General features: G+C 73.3%; 17 protein-coding genes. 10 read left to right on the forward strand and 7 right to left on the reverse strand.

Going from position 1 to position 15,465, the window contains the following annotated elements; all coding sequences use genetic code 11:
• Positions 1-1,238: heavy metal translocating P-type ATPase (locus IE272_RS27225; RefSeq protein WP_190008479.1), on the forward strand; the 1,238-nt coding region annotated here is incomplete at its 5' end.
• Between the two features lie 123 nt (positions 1,239-1,361).
• Here IE272_RS27225 and IE272_RS27230 read toward each other — a convergent pair.
• The 3 genes from IE272_RS27230 to IE272_RS27240 form a co-directional block, all read right to left on the reverse strand.
• Complete coding sequence (locus tag IE272_RS27230) at positions 1,362-2,237, reverse strand: 5-oxoprolinase subunit C family protein (protein ID WP_190008481.1); 876 nt, start codon at positions 2,235-2,237, stop codon at positions 1,362-1,364.
• Positions 2,234-2,974, reverse strand: a complete 741-nt coding sequence (locus tag IE272_RS27235; RefSeq protein ID WP_056702636.1) for a 5-oxoprolinase subunit B family protein — start codon at positions 2,972-2,974, stop codon at positions 2,234-2,236. Before IE272_RS27235 ends, IE272_RS27230 begins: the two co-directional genes overlap by 4 nt.
• A 191-nt stretch (positions 2,975-3,165) precedes the next feature.
• Entirely contained in the window at positions 3,166-3,915 is a 750-nt protein-coding gene (locus IE272_RS27240; protein WP_050362587.1) for a LamB/YcsF family protein, read from the reverse strand.
• Positions 3,916-4,022: 107 nt separating this feature from the next.
• Between IE272_RS27240 and IE272_RS27245 the strand changes: the two genes are divergently transcribed.
• From IE272_RS27245 to IE272_RS27255, 3 genes are all read left to right on the forward strand, one after another.
• Positions 4,023-4,775 (forward strand): HD domain-containing protein, encoded by a 753-nt coding sequence (locus tag IE272_RS27245; RefSeq protein WP_190008483.1) that lies wholly within the window; start codon positions 4,023-4,025, stop codon positions 4,773-4,775.
• A gap of 170 nt (positions 4,776-4,945) precedes the next feature.
• Entirely contained in the window at positions 4,946-6,181 is a 1,236-nt protein-coding gene (locus tag IE272_RS27250; protein WP_050362560.1) for an outer membrane protein assembly factor BamB family protein, read from the forward strand.
• 126 nt (positions 6,182-6,307) lie between these two features.
• Entirely contained in the window at positions 6,308-7,561 is a 1,254-nt protein-coding gene (locus IE272_RS27255) for a Cmx/CmrA family chloramphenicol efflux MFS transporter (RefSeq protein ID WP_190008655.1), read from the forward strand.
• Here the strand turns inward: IE272_RS27255 and IE272_RS27260 are convergent.
• Together IE272_RS27260 and IE272_RS27265 are read right to left on the reverse strand one after the other, a co-directional pair.
• The gene (locus IE272_RS27260) at positions 7,503-7,784 is read right to left on the reverse strand and encodes a DUF4031 domain-containing protein (RefSeq protein WP_057664955.1); all 282 of its coding nucleotides are present in this window, start codon (positions 7,782-7,784) and stop codon (positions 7,503-7,505) included. The two genes, IE272_RS27255 and IE272_RS27260, sit on opposite strands and share 59 nt — an antisense overlap.
• The gene (locus IE272_RS27265) at positions 7,781-8,149 is read right to left on the reverse strand and encodes a DUF8819 family protein (protein ID WP_056701550.1); all 369 of its coding nucleotides are present in this window, start codon (positions 8,147-8,149) and stop codon (positions 7,781-7,783) included. The genes IE272_RS27260 and IE272_RS27265 overlap by 4 nt, the downstream gene beginning before the upstream one ends.
• Positions 8,150-8,278: 129 nt before the next feature.
• Between IE272_RS27265 and IE272_RS27270 the strand changes: the two genes are divergently transcribed.
• From IE272_RS27270 to IE272_RS27290, 5 genes are all read left to right on the forward strand, one after another.
• The gene (locus IE272_RS27270; protein WP_050362556.1) at positions 8,279-9,196 is read left to right on the forward strand and encodes a MurR/RpiR family transcriptional regulator; all 918 of its coding nucleotides are present in this window, start codon (positions 8,279-8,281) and stop codon (positions 9,194-9,196) included.
• 74 nt (positions 9,197-9,270) lie between these two features.
• Complete coding sequence (gene murQ / locus IE272_RS27275; RefSeq protein ID WP_190008485.1) at positions 9,271-10,260, forward strand: N-acetylmuramic acid 6-phosphate etherase; 990 nt, start codon at positions 9,271-9,273, stop codon at positions 10,258-10,260.
• 50 nt (positions 10,261-10,310) lie between these two features.
• Positions 10,311-11,888 carry a PTS transporter subunit EIIC gene (locus IE272_RS27280; protein ID WP_057664953.1) on the forward strand — a complete coding sequence of 526 codons (1,578 nt, stop codon included), beginning with the start codon at positions 10,311-10,313 and terminating at the stop codon, positions 11,886-11,888.
• A 151-nt stretch (positions 11,889-12,039) separates the two neighbouring features.
• Positions 12,040-12,675, forward strand: a complete 636-nt coding sequence (locus IE272_RS27285; RefSeq protein WP_056701554.1) for an NADPH-dependent F420 reductase — start codon at positions 12,040-12,042, stop codon at positions 12,673-12,675.
• Between the two features lie 329 nt (positions 12,676-13,004).
• Positions 13,005-13,358, forward strand: a complete 354-nt coding sequence (locus IE272_RS27290) for a PRC-barrel domain-containing protein (protein ID WP_050362553.1) — start codon at positions 13,005-13,007, stop codon at positions 13,356-13,358.
• A 94-nt stretch (positions 13,359-13,452) separates the two neighbouring features.
• On the opposite strand, the gene IE272_RS27295 is transcribed toward IE272_RS27290, so the two are convergent.
• Positions 13,453-13,689 (reverse strand): hypothetical protein, encoded by a 237-nt coding sequence (locus tag IE272_RS27295; protein WP_050362552.1) that lies wholly within the window; start codon positions 13,687-13,689, stop codon positions 13,453-13,455.
• Positions 13,679-13,921 (reverse strand): hypothetical protein, encoded by a 243-nt coding sequence (locus IE272_RS27300; protein WP_032792147.1) that lies wholly within the window; start codon positions 13,919-13,921, stop codon positions 13,679-13,681. Before IE272_RS27300 ends, IE272_RS27295 begins: the two co-directional genes overlap by 11 nt.
• Positions 13,922-14,247: 326 nt before the next feature.
• On the opposite strand from IE272_RS27300, the gene IE272_RS27305 reads away from it, so the two are divergent.
• Positions 14,248-15,291, forward strand: a complete 1,044-nt coding sequence (locus IE272_RS27305; protein WP_047177999.1) for a LacI family DNA-binding transcriptional regulator — start codon at positions 14,248-14,250, stop codon at positions 15,289-15,291.
• Positions 15,292-15,465: the final 174 nt, after the last annotated feature.

The raw sequence follows: 15,465 nt of genomic DNA on the forward strand, positions 1-15,465 counted from the left end.
CCCGCCTCGTCGAGGACGCCCAGAACGGCAAAGCCTCCGCACAACGCCTCGCCGACCGTATCTCCGCCGTCTTCGTCCCCATCGTCATCGCCCTCGCCCTGGGAACCCTCGGCTTCTGGCTCGGCAACGGCGCCGGACTCACCGCCGCCTTCACCGCAGCGGTCGCCGTCCTCATCATCGCCTGCCCCTGCGCCCTCGGCCTCGCCACACCCACCGCCCTCATGGTCGGCACCGGCCGAGGCGCCCAGCTCGGCATCCTCATCAAGGGCCCCGAAGTCCTCGAAACCACCCGCCGCGCCGACACCATCGTCCTCGACAAGACCGGCACCGTCACCACCGGCCGCATGACCCTCCAGACCACCCACACCACCGACACCACCACCACAACCGAAGTCCTCCGCATCGCCGGAGCACTGGAGAACGCCTCCGAACACCCCATCGCCCAGGCCGTCGCCACCGCAGCCACCGACGCCACCGGGCCGCTGCCCACCCCCGAGGACTTCCAGAACGTCCCCGGACTCGGCGTCCAGGGCATCGTCGAGGGCCACGCCGTCCTCGTCGGGCGCGAACAGCTCCTGGCCGAGTGGGAGATCCGTCTCCCGGCCCACCTCGCCGAGGCGAAGAAGGCCGCGGAGGCCGCCGGCCGCACCGCGATCACCGTGGCCTGGGACGGCGAGGCACGCGCGGTGCTGGAGGTCGCCGACGCGGTGAAGGACACCAGCGCCGAGGCCATCCGCCGGCTCCGCGCCCTCGGCCTGACCCCGATCCTCCTCACCGGCGACAACCGGGCCGTGGCGGAGTCGGTCGCGGCCGAGGTCGGCATCGACGAGGTCTACGCGGAGGTCATGCCGCAGGACAAGGTCGACGTGGTCAAGCGCCTCCAGGCCGAGGGCCGTTCGGTCGCGATGGTCGGGGACGGGGTCAACGACGCCGCCGCCCTCGCCCAGGCCGATCTCGGCCTCGCGATGGGCACCGGCACCGACGCCGCCATCGAGGCCGGCGACCTCACGCTCGTCCGAGGCGACCTCAACGCCGCCGCCGACGCGATCCGCCTCTCCCGCCGCACCCTCTCCACCATCCGCACCAACCTGTTCTGGGCCTTCGCCTACAACGTCGGCGCCCTGCCGCTGGCCGCCGCCGGACTCCTCAACCCGATGATCGCCGGTGCCGCGATGGCCTTCTCCTCCGTCTTCGTGGTCGGCAACTCCCTGCGCCTGCGCACCTTCAAGGGGGCGTGAGGCCCGAAGCCCGACACCTGAGCGCGGCGGGACCTCTCGGTCCCGCCGCGCTCAGGGGGTTTCATGTCGGTCAGGCCGGACCCCGCGAGCCCGGCATGACCGGCATGACCGGCAAGACACCCCCTAGGCGCGTACGAAACGCAGCGGGGTTCCCGGCACCGCCTGCGCCGCCGCGGCGAGGGCCCGTTCGGGGACGACGCCGACGACCGGGTAGCCGCCGGTCGTCGGATGGTCGTTGAGGAAGACGACGGGCCGGCCGTCCGGCGGCACCTGGACCGCGCCCAGGACCATGCCCTCGCTGGGCAGTTCACCGTGACGGGACCGCTCCAGCGCCGGGCCCTCCGTGCGCAGGCCGATGCGGTTGCTGTGCGGCGAGACCCGGTAGGCGGCGGTGAGGAGCGTACGGAACGCGGCCTCTGTGAACCAGTCGTGGCGGGGGCCGGGATGGACCGGGAGCACCAGCTCGGCGGGGGTCCCCGGCCACGGGACGGGATCCCCGGGCGGCGGCGGACCGCACCCCGCCGGATCGCCCAGCGGGAGTACGTCGCCCTCGCTCAGCGGGGCGGGCCCGAGCCCCGAGAGGAGGTCCGCCGAACGGCTGCCCAGCACCGGCTCCGGCACCAGCCCGCCCGCGAACGCCAGGTAACCGCGCAGACCGTTGACGGCGGGGCCCGCCTCCAGCACCGCGCCCGAGGGGACCCGCACCGGCGCGCCCCACGCCACCGGCCTCCCGTCGACCGTCACCCGGCAGCCCGCCCCGCCGACGACGGCCACGACCGGCCGGTCCGGGCGGACCGCGCACCCGGTGAGCGTGGTCTCCAGGACGGCGGCGTCCGGCGGGTTGCCGACCAGCCGGTTGGCGAGCCGGGCGGCGGGCGCGTCCAGCGCCCCGGCGCGCCCGACCCCGAGGTGCGCCCAGCCGGGACGGCCCGCGTCCTGCACGGTGGTCAGCGCCCCGGCCCGGACGACATACAGCCGGGAGGCGGCGGGCGGCGTCACGATCCCACCGGGGAGTCACCCAAGAGGGAGTCACCCGTCGGGGAGTCGCCGGCCCGGGCACGGCCCGCCGGGAAATCGCCCGCCCGGGGAGCCGGCAGCGCGCCCGCCCCGCCGTTCCCCGCCCCCACCGCCACGAATCTGACCGGCGTCCCCGGCGCGAGCAGCGCCGCCGGTTCCCGGGCCGGGTCCCACAGGGCTCCCGGGTCCGGCATCCGCCCGACGATCTGCCAGCCGCCGGGCGAGGGGCGCGGGTACACCCCGGTGTAGGGCCCGGCGAGGGCCACCGCCCCGGCCGGGACCCGGGTGCGCGGGGTCGTGCGCCGGGGCACGTGCAACCTCTCGGGCAGTCCGGTGAGATAGCCGAACCCGGGGGCGAACCCGCAGAACGCCACCCGGAACGCGGTACGGGAGTGAAGGGCGGCCACCTCCCCGGCCGGGACGCCCCAGAGCGCGGCGACCTCGTCGAGGTCGGGGCCGTCGTAGACGACGGGGATCTCCACCGGTTCGCGGCCCTCGCGCTGCGGCGGCTCCACCCGCCACGAGGCGAGATCGCGGGCGAACCGCTCCCGGGCCCCAGGCGTGCGCTCCCCGGTCCCGTCGTGAATCCCGTCGAGGATCCCGTCGAGCAGGACCGTGCGGGCGGCCGGGACGATTTCGCGTACGGCGGGCAGCTCACCGCGTTCGCGGCGGCGGAGCAGCTCGGCGTGGAAGGCCTCGGCGTGCTCGCCGTCGGCCAGCTCGACGAGAAGCGCGTGCGGCCCGGCGGGAAGGACGCGTACCGGTGCGAAGCCGGGGCCGCCGCCGCACGCACTGGGGGCGCTGGGGGCACTGGGGGCACTGGGGGCACTGGAGGCACTGGAGGCATCGCGGGCGCCGCGGGCGTCGTGCGCGCCGGGGGCGCCGTCGCCGCCGCCCGCCCCGGGGGCGCTCACGCGAACGCCCGTACCGTGACGCCCGCTTCCTCCAGCGCGGCCCGCACCCGGCGGGCGAGGGCCGCCGCGCCCGGGGTGTCCCCGTGGACGCAGAGCGAGCGTGCCGAGACGGGGATCCGGCTGCCGTCCGCCCCGGTCACCGTCCGCTCGACGGCCATGCCGACGCTCCGGCGTACGACGTCGTCCGGGTCGTGCACCACCGCGCCCGGCTCGCCGCGCGGGACGAGGGTGCCCTGCGGGGTGTACGCGCGGTCGGCGAAGGCCTCCTCCACGGCGGGCAGTCCGGCGTCGGCCGCGTGGGCGAGCAGCCGTGACCCGGGCAGCCCGAGCACGGCCGGGCGTCCGCCCGCGAGCCGGATGCCCGCGACGACGGCGGCGGCCTGGTCGTCGTCCCAGACCGCCCGGTTGTAGAGCGCGCCGTGCGGCTTGACGTACGAGACGGCGGAACCGGCGGCCTCCGCGAAGACCCGCAGCGCGCCTATCTGGTAGGCGATCTCGGCGGTCAGCTCGGCGGCCGGCACGTCCATCGACCGGCGCCCGAACCCGGCCAGGTCCCGGTAGGAGACCTGCGCCCCGATCCGTACCCCGCCGGCCGCCGCCGCGTCGCAGACCCGCCGCATCACGGAGGCGTCGCCCGCGTGGAAGCCGCAGGCCACGTTGGCGCTCGTGACACAGGCGAGGAGCGCGTCGTCGTCGGTCAGGGTCCAGTTGCCGAAGCCCTCGCCGAGGTCCGCGTTGAGATCCATCATCACGGGCGCACGGTAATGACAGTCCGGCGGGGCGACAAGGGGCGGTCCGGGGGCCGGACGGGCGCGGCCCCGCGTCCTGGAGCGGCCCGTCCTAGAGTCGTCGCATGACGGACAGTCCCCGCCCGCACGACGCCACTTCCCGCGACGCCGATCCCCGAGGCACCGGCCCCGCCGACGTCTCCTCCCGCGACATCGACCTCCCCGACGCCGGCCTCCGCGACCGGTGGCACGAGACGCTGCTGGCCGCGCGCGCCGGGGCGGACGGCCCCGATCCGCTCCCGTACGCCGAGAACCTCCTCGCCCGCTGGGCCGAGCCGCAGCGCCGCTATCACACGACCGCCCACCTGGCCGCCGTCCTGGACGGCATCGACACCCTGGCCGGGCACGCCGACGATGTGCACGCGGTACGCCTCGCCGCCTGGTTCCACGACGCGGTGTACCGGCCCGACCGGACGGAGAACGAGGAGCGCAGCGCCGCCCTCGCCGAGCGGGCGCTGTCCGAGGCGGGCGTGCCGGAGGCGGTGGTGGCGGAGGTCGCCCGGCTGGTCCGCCTCACCGTCACGCACGACCCGGCGGACGGCGACCGCAACGGCGAGGCGCTGTGCGACGCCGACCTCGCGGTCCTGGCGGGCGGCCCGCAGGAGTACGGGGCGTACGCGGCCCGGGTCCGGGAGGAGTACGGCTTCGTCCCGGACGGAGCGTTCCGGGAGGGCCGGGCGGCGGTGCTGCGGCAACTTCTCGACCTGCCGCGGCTGTTCCGTACCCCGCACGGCGCGGCCGTGTGGGAGGCGCGGGCCCGGCACAACCTGGCGACGGAGCTGGAACTGCTGACATCGTCCGGGCCCGCCGCCCGGTGACGACCGCCCGGTGAATGTTCCGGTTCGTTCACGGTGTCGTCCCGGTCGCGCCCGCGCACGACCGGTGAAGCCCGGCGACCGCTAACGTCTCGCATCGCAGATGCACACACAGGTCGGCATCGCGGCCCGCTCATCTTTCCGCTCAGACAACTCCCCGGGGGTACAGCGAAATGTCCAAGGGACTCGGCACGACGGTCGGCAGATCCTCCCGGCGGCGCATACTGCGCCTGGCCGGAGGCGGGATCACGATGGCAGCGCTCGGAGCCGGACTGACCGGCTGCGAGGACGAGCTCGCGACGGGCGGCGAAGGCAGCACGCCGCCGCCGCGCAGCGCTTCCCCCGAGGACGGGAAGGCGCCCGCCGACGGCAAGGCCCCCGAGCCGCTGTGGACGAAGTCGACGTCGGCGCAGACCTACGGGGACAACGACGAGCTCGTGGCCGTGGACGGCGTGGTGATCGCGAGCGGCGATCCGCTGGCCGCCTTCGACGGCGCGACCGGCGAGGAGCGGTGGTCGCTGCCGGACGGCGCGGTGCCCGGTGCGCCGCTGCTGCTCGGCGACGGCACCCTGTACCTGGAGAGCGGCAAGTACGACGGCAGCGTCGCCGGCTACGTCCCGGGGTCCGGCAAGGAGGCGTGGCGCAGCCGCCTCGGCAAGGAGTACCGGCAGCCGAGGCCGGTCGCGGTGGACGCGGAGCAGGTCTACGTCATCGCCGAGATCCTGGAGGCCGACGGCTCGTCCCACACCAATGTGATCGCCGCGCTGAACAGCGGCACGGGCAAGGTCGCCTGGAAGGAACAGCGCGACCTCGGCACCCAGCAGAACGGCATCCACGCCGCTGTACAGGGCCGCTACCTCGTCTACACCGACTTCAAGAACAACCTCACGGTCCGCGACACCGCGACCGGCAAGCAGGTGTGGACACAGAAGACGACGAAGACGAGTTACGGACCGTTCGTCGTCCACCAGGATCTGGTGATCGTGCCGCAGGGGCAGCGGCTCCAGGCCTTCGCCCTGTCCGACGGGTCCGAGAAGTGGTCCGTGCGGACCGAGGAGTTCACCGGCTTCCGGGAGCCGAGCCTCCTGGAGGACGTGCTCTACATCGCGGACAGCGCCCGGACGCTGTGGGCCGTCGAGCCGGGGACGGGCAAGAAGATCTGGCAGTCCACGGCCCTCAAGGACGCGAGCGCGCAGGTGCCCCGGCAGTTCGTCAAGGTGGGCGGCACGCTCTACGGAGCCACCGACCTCGACAAGCAGGGCGGCATCCACGCCTTCGACGCGAAGACCGGCGGCCTGCGCTGGACGTTCAACGACAAGTCCGGCGACTACCACTCCTGGCTGGTGGCCACCGACGGCAAGCGCGTCTACGCCCTGCACGGCAAGAAGCTGCACGCCCTTCCCGCGTGACGGATCCAGGGACGTCGACGTAACGGGGACGTGAACAGGCGCGTCCCCGTCCCGGCGCCGGGAATGCGGAAGCGTTCTCCGGCGTTGGGACGAGTCATGCCCGACTCTCCCTCCCGCCGCGCTCCTATGCCGCTGGCCGTATACATTCTCGGCCTCTCGGTCTTCGCACTCGGCACCAGCGAGTTCATGCTGTCGGGCCTGCTCCCGCCGATCGCCGACGACATGAACGTGTCGATCCCGCAGGCCGGACTCCTCATATCCGCGTTCGCGATAGGCATGGTGGTCGGCGCCCCGCTGCTGGCCGTCGCCACGCTCCGGCTGCCGCGCCGCACCACGCTGATCGCGCTGATCTCGGTGTTCGGCCTCGGCCAGATTGCCGGTGCGCTGGCCCCGACGTACGAGATCCTCTTCGTCTCCCGGGTGCTGAGCGCGCTCGCCTGTGCGGGCTTCTGGGCGGTCGGCGCGGCCGTGGCCATCGCGATGGTCCCGGTGAACTCGCGGGCGCGGGCGATGGCCGTGATGATCGGCGGCCTGTCCGTCGCGAACGTGCTGGGCGTGCCGCTGGGGGCCTTCCTCGGCGAGCACTTCGGCTGGCGTTCGGCGTTCTGGGCGGTCGGCGCGGCCTCGGCGGTGGCCCTGGTCGGCGTCGCCACCCGCATCCCGCACATCCCGCTGCCCGAGAAGAAGCCCGAGCTGAAGCGGGAGCTGGCGATCTACCGGGACCGGCAGGTCTGGCTGGCCATCGTGATCACCGCGCTCGCGGCGGGCGGGGTGTTCTGCGCGTTCAGCTACCTGGCGCCGCTGCTCACGGACGTGGCGGGCCTCGACTCGGGCTGGGTGCCGTGGATCCTCGGCCTGTTCGGGGTGGGCGCGCTGATCGGCACGATGATCGGCGGCCGGGTCGCGGACGCGCACCTGTTCGGGGTGCTGCTGAGCGGCATCACGGCGTCCACGGTGTTCCTGGTGGCGCTGGCCCTGTTCGCCTCCAGCCAGGTCGCGGTCATCGCGCTGGCGTTCCTGCTGGGCCTGTCCGCCTTCTTCACGGCCCCCGCGCTGAACGCCCGGATGTTCAACGTGGCCGGGGCCGCCCCGACGCTGGCCGGGGCCACCACGACGGCGGCGTTCAACCTGGGCAACACGAGCGGCCCGTGGCTCGGCGGCACCGTGATCGACCTGGACTTCGGCTTCGCGTCCACAGCCTGGGCGGGCGCGGCGATGACGGCCCTGGCCCTGGCGGCCGTGGGGGTCGCGCTGCACCTCCAGCGCGGCGGTGAGGGCGGCCGGTCGCGTTCGCGGCTGATCGCGAAGAGCGCGAAGGCCCCTAAGGGCGGCCGCCCGGCGCCGGCCGCCCCTTCGGCCTCCTCAACCCCGCGTCCGTAAGGCGCCTGACCAGCTCCTTCGAGCCGATCTCCCGCGCCCCGGCCCGTACGGCGTCCGCGTAGTGCGCCTCCGGCACGTCGTAGTGATCGCGCTCGAAGGCGCGCGGCGGGCAGCCGATCGCGGCGGCGAAGGCGTGCAGCTCCTCGAATGACACGTCGCTGACCAGGTGCGACCAGAGGCGGCCGTGTCCGGGCCAGGTGGGCGGGTCGATGTACAGCGTCACCGCCGCAGCACCTCTTCCAGCGCCCCCACCGGCGCCACCGCCACGGCCGCCTTGGTGCACACCCAGTGCGGGTCGGGCCCGAGCTCCGGCTCCACGTCCAGCGCGTGCGGCTCCTCCTCGGCGCACGCGGGGCACAGCGGCCACCGCCCGTACCGCTCCAGCAGTGCGTCCTGCACGTCCTGGGCGACCAGCCCGGCCACGAAATCCACGCCCTCGGGCCACTGCTCCACCCACCACCGGCGGTGGGCCACCGCGTCCTCGACCAGCGAGACGATGTCCGCCTCGGCGACGTCGGCCGCCGCCAGGTCGGCCATGACGAGCGCGCGGGCGGTGTGCAGGGCCTGCTCCAGGGGGTTCAACTCCATGCCCCCATTGTGCGCCCGCGCGGGAAAGGGCCCGCCCGGGGCAATCCCGGCGGCGCCCGCGGCGGCCCCGCCAGAGGTAGGGACCAAAGGGGGCTTGACGGACCCCCGGGTTGAAAATATCTTTCAGATGTGACCCAAGACGTGAAGGAAATTTTCAGCGGCGAGTCCCCGCCGGCCCCCGCGGCCCTCGCCGCCAAGGTCCGGACCCTCGCCCCCTCCATGACCCGCTCGATGCAGCTGGTCGCCGAAGCCGTGGCGGGCGACCCGGCCGGCTGCGCCGCCCTCACCGTCACCGGTCTCGCCGAGCTCACCGGCACCAGTGAAGCCACCGTCGTCCGCACCGCACGCCTCCTCGGCTACCCCGGCTACCGGGATCTGCGCCTCGCGCTGGCCGGCCTCGCCGCGCACCAGGAGTCCGGCCGGGCCCCCGCCGTCACCGCCGACATCGCGGTGGACGACCCGATCGCCGACGTGGTCGCCAAGCTCGCCTACGACGAGCAGCAGACCCTCGCCGACACCGCCGCCGGGCTCGACACCGTACAGCTGGGTGCCGCCGTCGCCGCCGCGTCGACCGCCCGCCGCATCGACGTCTACGGCGTCGGGGCGTCCTCCCTCGTCGGCCAGGACCTGGCGCAGAAGCTGCTCCGGATCGGGTTGATCGCCCACGCCCACATGGACCCGCACCTCGCGGTGACCAACGCCGTGCAGCTGCGCAGCGGCGACGTGGCCATCGCGATCACGCACTCCGGCTCCACCGGCGACGTCATCGAGCCGCTGCGGGTCGCGTTCGACCGAGGGGCGACCACGATCGCGATCACCGGACGGCCCGACGGGCCCGTGACGCAGTACGCGGACCACGTGCTGACCACGTCCACCGCGCGCGAGAGCGAGCTGCGCCCCGCCGCCATGTCGAGCCGCACCAGCCAGCTGCTCGTCGTGGACTGCCTGTTCATAGGCGTCGCGCAGCGGACGTACGAGACCGCCGCGCCCGCCCTGGCCGCCTCCTACGAGGCACTTGCCCACCGCCACAACCCGCGCACCCGCTGACCGCCCGGAAACGGGCCACGCACCACCCGTACGCGTTCGAGACCGAGCACACCGAGAAAGCTGAGCCGCACCTCATGACCTCCACCACCGACGCGAACACCGACACCCCCGGCCACACCGGCCCCACCGGCTCCACCGGGACCTACGGCGAACTCCGCGCCCAGCTGGCCACCCTCACCACCGAGGCGTTCCGCCCCGAGCTGGCCGAGATCGACCGGCAGTCCACGCGGGAGATCGCGCGGATCATGAACGGCGAGGACGCCACCGTCCCGGCCGCGGTCGCCGAGCGGCTGCCGCAGATCGCCGCGGCCATCGACGCCACCGCCGAGCGCATGGCCCGCGGCGGCCGGCTGATCTACGCGGGCGCGGGCACCGCGGGCCGCCTCGGAGTGCTGGACGCCAGCGAGTGCCCGCCCACCTTCAACACCGACCCGTCCGAGGTCATCGGCCTGATCGCGGGCGGCCCCTCCGCCATGGTCACGGCCGTCGAGGGCGCGGAGGACAGCAAGGAGCTGGCCGCCGCCGACCTGGACGGGCTGAAGCTGACCGCCGACGACACGGTGGTCGGCATCTCCGCCTCCGGCCGCACGCCGTACGCGATCGGCGCGGTCGAACACGCCCGCGAGCGGGGCGCCCTGACCATCGGGCTCTCCTGCAACGCCGGCTCCGCGCTCGGCGCCGCCGCCGAACACGGCCTGGAGGTCGTCGTCGGCCCCGAGCTGCTCACCGGCTCGACCCGGCTGAAGGCGGGCACGGCCCAGAAGCTCGTCCTCAACATGATCTCGACGATCACGATGATCCGGCTCGGCAAGACGTACGGGAATCTCATGGTCGACGTCCGCGCTTCCAACGAGAAGCTGCGGGCCCGCTCCCGGCACATCGTCTCCCTGGCCACCGGCGCGTCCGACGCCGAGATCGAGGCCGCACTCGCCGCCACCGACGGCGAGGTCAAGAACGCGATCCTGGTCATCCTCGGCCAGGTCGACGGCCCCACCGCCGCCACCCGCCTCACCGAGGCGGACGGCCACCTCCGCGCCGCCCTCGCGGCCGTACACACCACCTGACCCACCCGGGTAATCCGCCCCACCCCCCGCACAGCAAGGCACCGAGCACCATGGCCACAGAAGACAAGAACCGCGCCACCGCCGCCGCGATCCTGCCGCTCGTCGGCGGTGCCGCGAACGTCGCCTCCATCGCCCACTGCATGACCCGGCTCCGCCTCGGTCTGCACGACCGTTCCCTCGTCGACGACGAGGCCCTCAAGGCCCTGCCCGCCGTGATGGGCGTCGTCGACGACGACACGTACCAGATCGTGCTGGGTCCGGGCACGGTCGCCCGGGTCACCCCGGAGTTCGAGCAGCTGGTCGACGAGGCCCGCGAGGCCGCGCCGGCCCCGGGGGACACCCCCGCTGTCACCGCCGTCTCGGCGGAGGAACTGGCCGCACAGGGCGCGGCGATCAAGGCGCAGCGGAAGGCGAAGAACGCCACCCCGTTCAAGCTGTTCCTGCGCAAGATCGCCAACATCTTCGTGCCGCTGATCCCGGCGCTCATCGGCTGCGGGATCATCGCGGGCCTCAACGGCCTGCTGGTGAACCTGGAGTGGCTGCCCGCCGTGACGCCCGCGCTGGCGGCGATGGCGTCCGGCTTCATGGCGCTGATCGCGGTGTTCGTGGGCTACAACACGGCGAAGGAGTTCGGCGGCACGCCGATCCTGGGCGGTGCGGTGGCGGCGATCATCGTCTTCCCGGGCGTCGCGAACATCGACGCCTTCGGCCAGACGCTCTCCCCCGGCCAGGGCGGTGTGCTCGGCGCGCTGGGCGCGGCGGTCCTCGCGGTGTACGTGGAGAAGTGGTGCCGCAGGTGGGTGCCCGAGGCGCTGGACGTCCTGGTCACCCCGACCCTGACGGTGCTGATCTCCGGCCTGGTGACGATCTTCGGCCTGATGTACGTGGCCGGCGAGGTCTCCTCCGCGATCGGCACGTTCGCCGACTGGCTGCTGTCCAACGGCGGCGCGGGCGCGGGCTTCGTGCTCGGCGGCCTGTTCCTGCCCCTGGTGATGCTGGGCCTGCACCAGGCCCTGATCCCGATCCACACCACGCTCATCGAGCAGCAGGGCTACACGGTCCTGCTCCCGATCCTCGCGATGGCCGGAGCGGGCCAGGTGGGCGCGGCCGTGGCCGTCTACTTCCGCCTCCCCCGCAACGAGTCGATCCGCCGCACCATCAAGTCCGCGCTCCCGGCCGGCCTGCTGGGCGTGGGCGAACCCCTGATCTACGGCGTCTCGCTCCCCCTCGGCCGCCCGTTCATCACGGCGTGCTTCGGCGGCGCTTTCGGCGCCGGCTTCGTCGGCCTGTTCAACCAGCTCGGCGACACGGTCGGCTCGACGGCCATCGGCCCGTCCGGCTGGGCCCTGTTCCCCCTCCTCGACGGCAACCACGGCCTGGGCTCGACGATCGCGATCTACGCGGGCGGCCTGCTCGTCGGCTACGTGGCCGGGTTCGTCGCGACGTACTTCTTCGGCTTCGGCAAGGACCTGCTGGCCGAGTTCAACGTCTCCCAGGAACCGGCCCCGTCCACGGTCGCCGCCACGGGCAACGTCCACCCCGCCACACCTCCGGCCGCCCCCGACGGCCCCGGCTCCGACGGCACGGACCCCGGAGCCTCCCCGGCCAAGGATCCCGCGAGGGTCTGACCCGGCTCCGGTCCTCCCAGCACGCCCCCGGTCCTCCCCGCCCGTCCCGGCGGGCGGGCCGGGGGCGTCCTGCGGACTACGCCTCAAGTACCGCCCCGCCCCGGTCTCCGGCCCGATACGCCCCGGGGCCCCGCTGGCTAGCGTCGGTCCCATGCGTATAGGACTTCTCGGTACCGGAAATGTCGCCCGCGCCCTGGCCCACGGCTGGCGCGCCGCAGGACACGATGTCCTCCTCGGATCCCGTCGACCCGAAGAACGCACCGGCCTCGGCCTGCCCGTCGCCGGTCTCGACGAGACGGCCGCGCACGCGGAGGTACTGGTCAACGCCACGCCCGGCGGCGTCTCCGTGGATCTGCTGCGGTCCATCGGAGCCCCGGCACTGGCCGGCACGTTACTGATCGACGTCGGCGTCGGCCTCTCCGACGACTTCAGCGCGCTCACCCACCCCAACAGCAGCCTGGGCGAACTGATCCAGGAGGCGTTCCCGCTGACCCCCGTCGTCAAGACGCTCTGCACGATGGACTCCACCACCATGACCGCCCCGGGCGAACTCACCGAGCCGGGCACGGTCTTCCTCTCCGGCGACGACGCCGAGGCCAAGCGCACCACCGGCCGCCTGCTCACGGACCTCGGCTGGCCGGAGTCCTCCCAGCTCGACATCGGCGGCATCACCACGGCGCGCGGCCAGGAGCACTTCGCGTTCCTCTTCATGGGGATCGCGGGCGGGGTGGGGTCCCACACCTTCAACATCAAGGTGGTCACCCGCACGTCGGCGGACACCTTCTAGACGAACCGGTCGCTCAACATTCCCTGTCCGGTCGAAGGGAAATGCATTGACACCCTTCGCGTGTAGAAAAACGTAAGCGGGAACCAGCATCCGCCGCTGACCGGCGGAAATGGGGGCGGGACCGGGTACTTGCCCGGCCCCGCCCCCGTTCTGCCGACCCGGAACACGGACCGGAAGACGGACAGGAAGACATCCGCACCGCCCAGGTGTACGGCACCTCTCCCCGGGCACACGAAGTTCAGCGGAAATATCGTTCAGCGGGCATATCAATAAAGCATCGACAATCCGCTACAGGAACGAAACAGGCGACCTTCACGAAAGGAGCCACCATGAGCGACTCCCTGTGGGGATATCAGCCGTCGAGCGGTCACACCGCGGGCGCCGATCTGACCGGCTATTCGGTCGAGGCCACCGACGGAAGTATCGGAAAGGTCGACAAGCACTCCGACGAGGTGGGTTCGGCCTATCTGCTCGTCGACACCGGAGTCTGGGTGTTCGGCAAGGACGTCCTGCTGCCCGCGGGCACGGTGAAGCGCATCGACACCGAGGACCGGAAGGTCTACGTCGACCTCACCAAGGAACAGGTCAAGGAATCCCCGGAGTTCGACCGCCACCGGCAGGCGGACGACCCGGGCTACCACGAGCAGCTGTCCGCGTACTACCTGGCGTACCGCATCATGTGACCCGGCGTACGCCCCCCGAACGGCGGCGGGCCCGACCCCGAGGAGGGGTCGGCCCCGTCGCCCCGCGTGCGCAGCCCCCCCGCCCCGTCCGGCCTCAACGCGGCAGCTGCCCCTCCCTGTTGATCTCCGTCACCCGGGCCCGCAGCACCACTCCCGGTGACGCCGGCCGCACGGCCTCCGGCGGGCAGTCCCACTCCGGCCCGCCGCCGGGCGGCCGCAGCCGGACGTTCGGCCCGGACCGGCCCGTCACCCGGCCGACCCGGCCGTCCCGCGCGTCCACCGCGAACCCGCCCGCCCCGGGCGCACCCGGCTCACATCCCTCACCCGTCATGACCGCTCTCCTTCTCCGCCAGCACCTCGCACAGCCGCAACGCGGTGTCGATGTTGCAGCGGCCCAGGTCGACCAGGGGCGCCGGTTCGTCACCCGCACACGAGACCGGATCGATCCGCAAGGACGGCAGCTTCACCCCGAACTCCGCAAGCCCTTCCCTCAGCTGCTCCACAACGCCCTCCGCCACCCGCACACGGTCCGCCGCCGCCCTGCGCCGCTCCATCGCTTCCATGCCGCACACCTTCCACTCTGAGTGATGGCCATGCATACCCAGCGTGTCCAACGCGCAGTTGGCCCGGAAGAGGCGCAGTTCGGGCAACCGCGTCACCACTACCGACGGTTACCTTGGCCCGGCCGCCGCCGGGCTCTCCCCCGCCCCCTCCGCAGCCGGATCCGCCGCCGTTCCCGGCACGCTCCTGGAAGCGCTCTCAGGGCTGTCGGCGCCCGGCGCTAGGCTGTAGACGATCCGGCGGCGACACCGAGCACGCGCACAGCACCACGCGCACCCCCACGCACCAGCCCGCATATCGCCGCCCCCGTCGACGAGGAGCGACCGCCTTGCCCGAGCAGTCCCCCGGGTCCCGGCCCACCCTGGAAGCCGTCGCGGCACGTGCGGGGGTGTCGCGGGCCACCGCCTCGCGGGTCGTCAACGGGGGCGACGGAGTCCGCAAGCCGCTCGTGGACAAGGTGCTCAAGGCGGTCGACGAGCTGGGCTACATCCCGAACCACGCGGCCAGGACCCTGGTGACCCGGCGGACGGGAGCGGTGGCCGTCGTCATCGCGGAGCCGGAGATACGGATCTTCTCCGACCCCTTCTTCTCCCAGCAGATCCGGGGCATCAGCAAGGAGCTGACCGCCCACGACACCCAGCTCGTGCTGCTGCTGGTGGAGGGGCCCGGCGACTTCGACCGGATCGCACGGTATCTGTCCGGCGGACACGTCGACGGAGCGCTGGCGTTCTCGCTGCACACCGACGACCCGCTGCCGGCGATCACCCGGCGGGCGGGGATTCCCACGGTGTACGGGGGCCGGCCCAGCTGGACGGCCGACCCCGGGGACCAGGCCGTCCCGTATGTGGACGCGGACAACCGGGGCGGCGCGCGGGTGGCCGTGCGGTATCTCAAGGACCTCGGGCGGGAGCGGATCGCGCACATCGGCGGACCGCCCGACCAGACCTCGGCGATGGACCGTCTGGACGGCTACCGGGACATCCTGCTGGACGTGGACCCGACGCTCGTCGCCGAGGGCGCGTTCACCGTGGAGAGCGGGGCGCGGGCGATGGCGGAGCTGCTGGAGCGGCGGCCCGACCTGGACGCGGTGTTCGTCGCCAACGACCTGATGGCGTCGGGTGCGTTGCGCGTGCTGCGGGAGCGCGGAGTGGCCGTGCCGGAACAGGTGGCGATCGTCGGGTTCGACGACATGGACTCGGTGGCCGAGACCACCGATCCGCCGCTGACCACGGTCAACCAGGACATCGAGGGGCAGGGCCGGCTGATGGCCCGCCTGCTGCTGCGCGGCCTGGACCGGGACCGTACGGGGAACGGACCGGCGCCCGACTCGGTGATCACCCCGACGACACTGGTGCGACGGGCCTCGGCCTGATCGCCACACGAGCGGGGGGTGCGGGAGCTGTGGGAATGCGGGAGCTGCGGGAGTGCGGCGAGCCTCCGCCCTGAGGAGCCGGAGACCCGCCGCACGAATCGTGCCCGTACGGTCACGTCCTACACGTGCGGATCCCGCCACTTATCCGCACGGATCGCGGGACCTGCACGTAGA

The organism is Streptomyces anulatus, assembly GCF_014650675.1.
Lineage (GTDB): Bacteria > Actinomycetota > Actinomycetes > Streptomycetales > Streptomycetaceae > Streptomyces > Streptomyces anulatus.

Bases quoted from the DNA above. Each gene is read 5' to 3' on its own strand.
- IE272_RS27240 (WP_050362587.1), bottom strand. From the start codon at position 3,915: ATGGATCTCAACGCGGACCTCGGCGAGGGCTTCGGCAACTGGACCCTG.
- IE272_RS27245 (WP_190008483.1), top strand. From the start codon at position 4,023: ATGACGGACAGTCCCCGCCCGCACGACGCCACTTCCCGCGACGCCGAT.
- IE272_RS27250 (WP_050362560.1), top strand. From the start codon at position 4,946: ATGTCCAAGGGACTCGGCACGACGGTCGGCAGATCCTCCCGGCGGCGC.
- IE272_RS27255 (WP_190008655.1), top strand. From the start codon at position 6,308: ATGCCGCTGGCCGTATACATTCTCGGCCTCTCGGTCTTCGCACTCGGC.
- IE272_RS27265 (WP_056701550.1), bottom strand. From the start codon at position 8,149: ATGGAGTTGAACCCCCTGGAGCAGGCCCTGCACACCGCCCGCGCGCTC.
- murQ (WP_190008485.1), top strand. From the start codon at position 9,271: ATGACCTCCACCACCGACGCGAACACCGACACCCCCGGCCACACCGGC.
- IE272_RS27280 (WP_057664953.1), top strand. From the start codon at position 10,311: ATGGCCACAGAAGACAAGAACCGCGCCACCGCCGCCGCGATCCTGCCG.
- IE272_RS27285 (WP_056701554.1), top strand. From the start codon at position 12,040: ATGCGTATAGGACTTCTCGGTACCGGAAATGTCGCCCGCGCCCTGGCC.
- IE272_RS27290 (WP_050362553.1), top strand. From the start codon at position 13,005: ATGAGCGACTCCCTGTGGGGATATCAGCCGTCGAGCGGTCACACCGCG.
- IE272_RS27295 (WP_050362552.1), bottom strand. From the start codon at position 13,689: ATGACGGGTGAGGGATGTGAGCCGGGTGCGCCCGGGGCGGGCGGGTTC.
- IE272_RS27300 (WP_032792147.1), bottom strand. From the start codon at position 13,921: ATGGAAGCGATGGAGCGGCGCAGGGCGGCGGCGGACCGTGTGCGGGTG.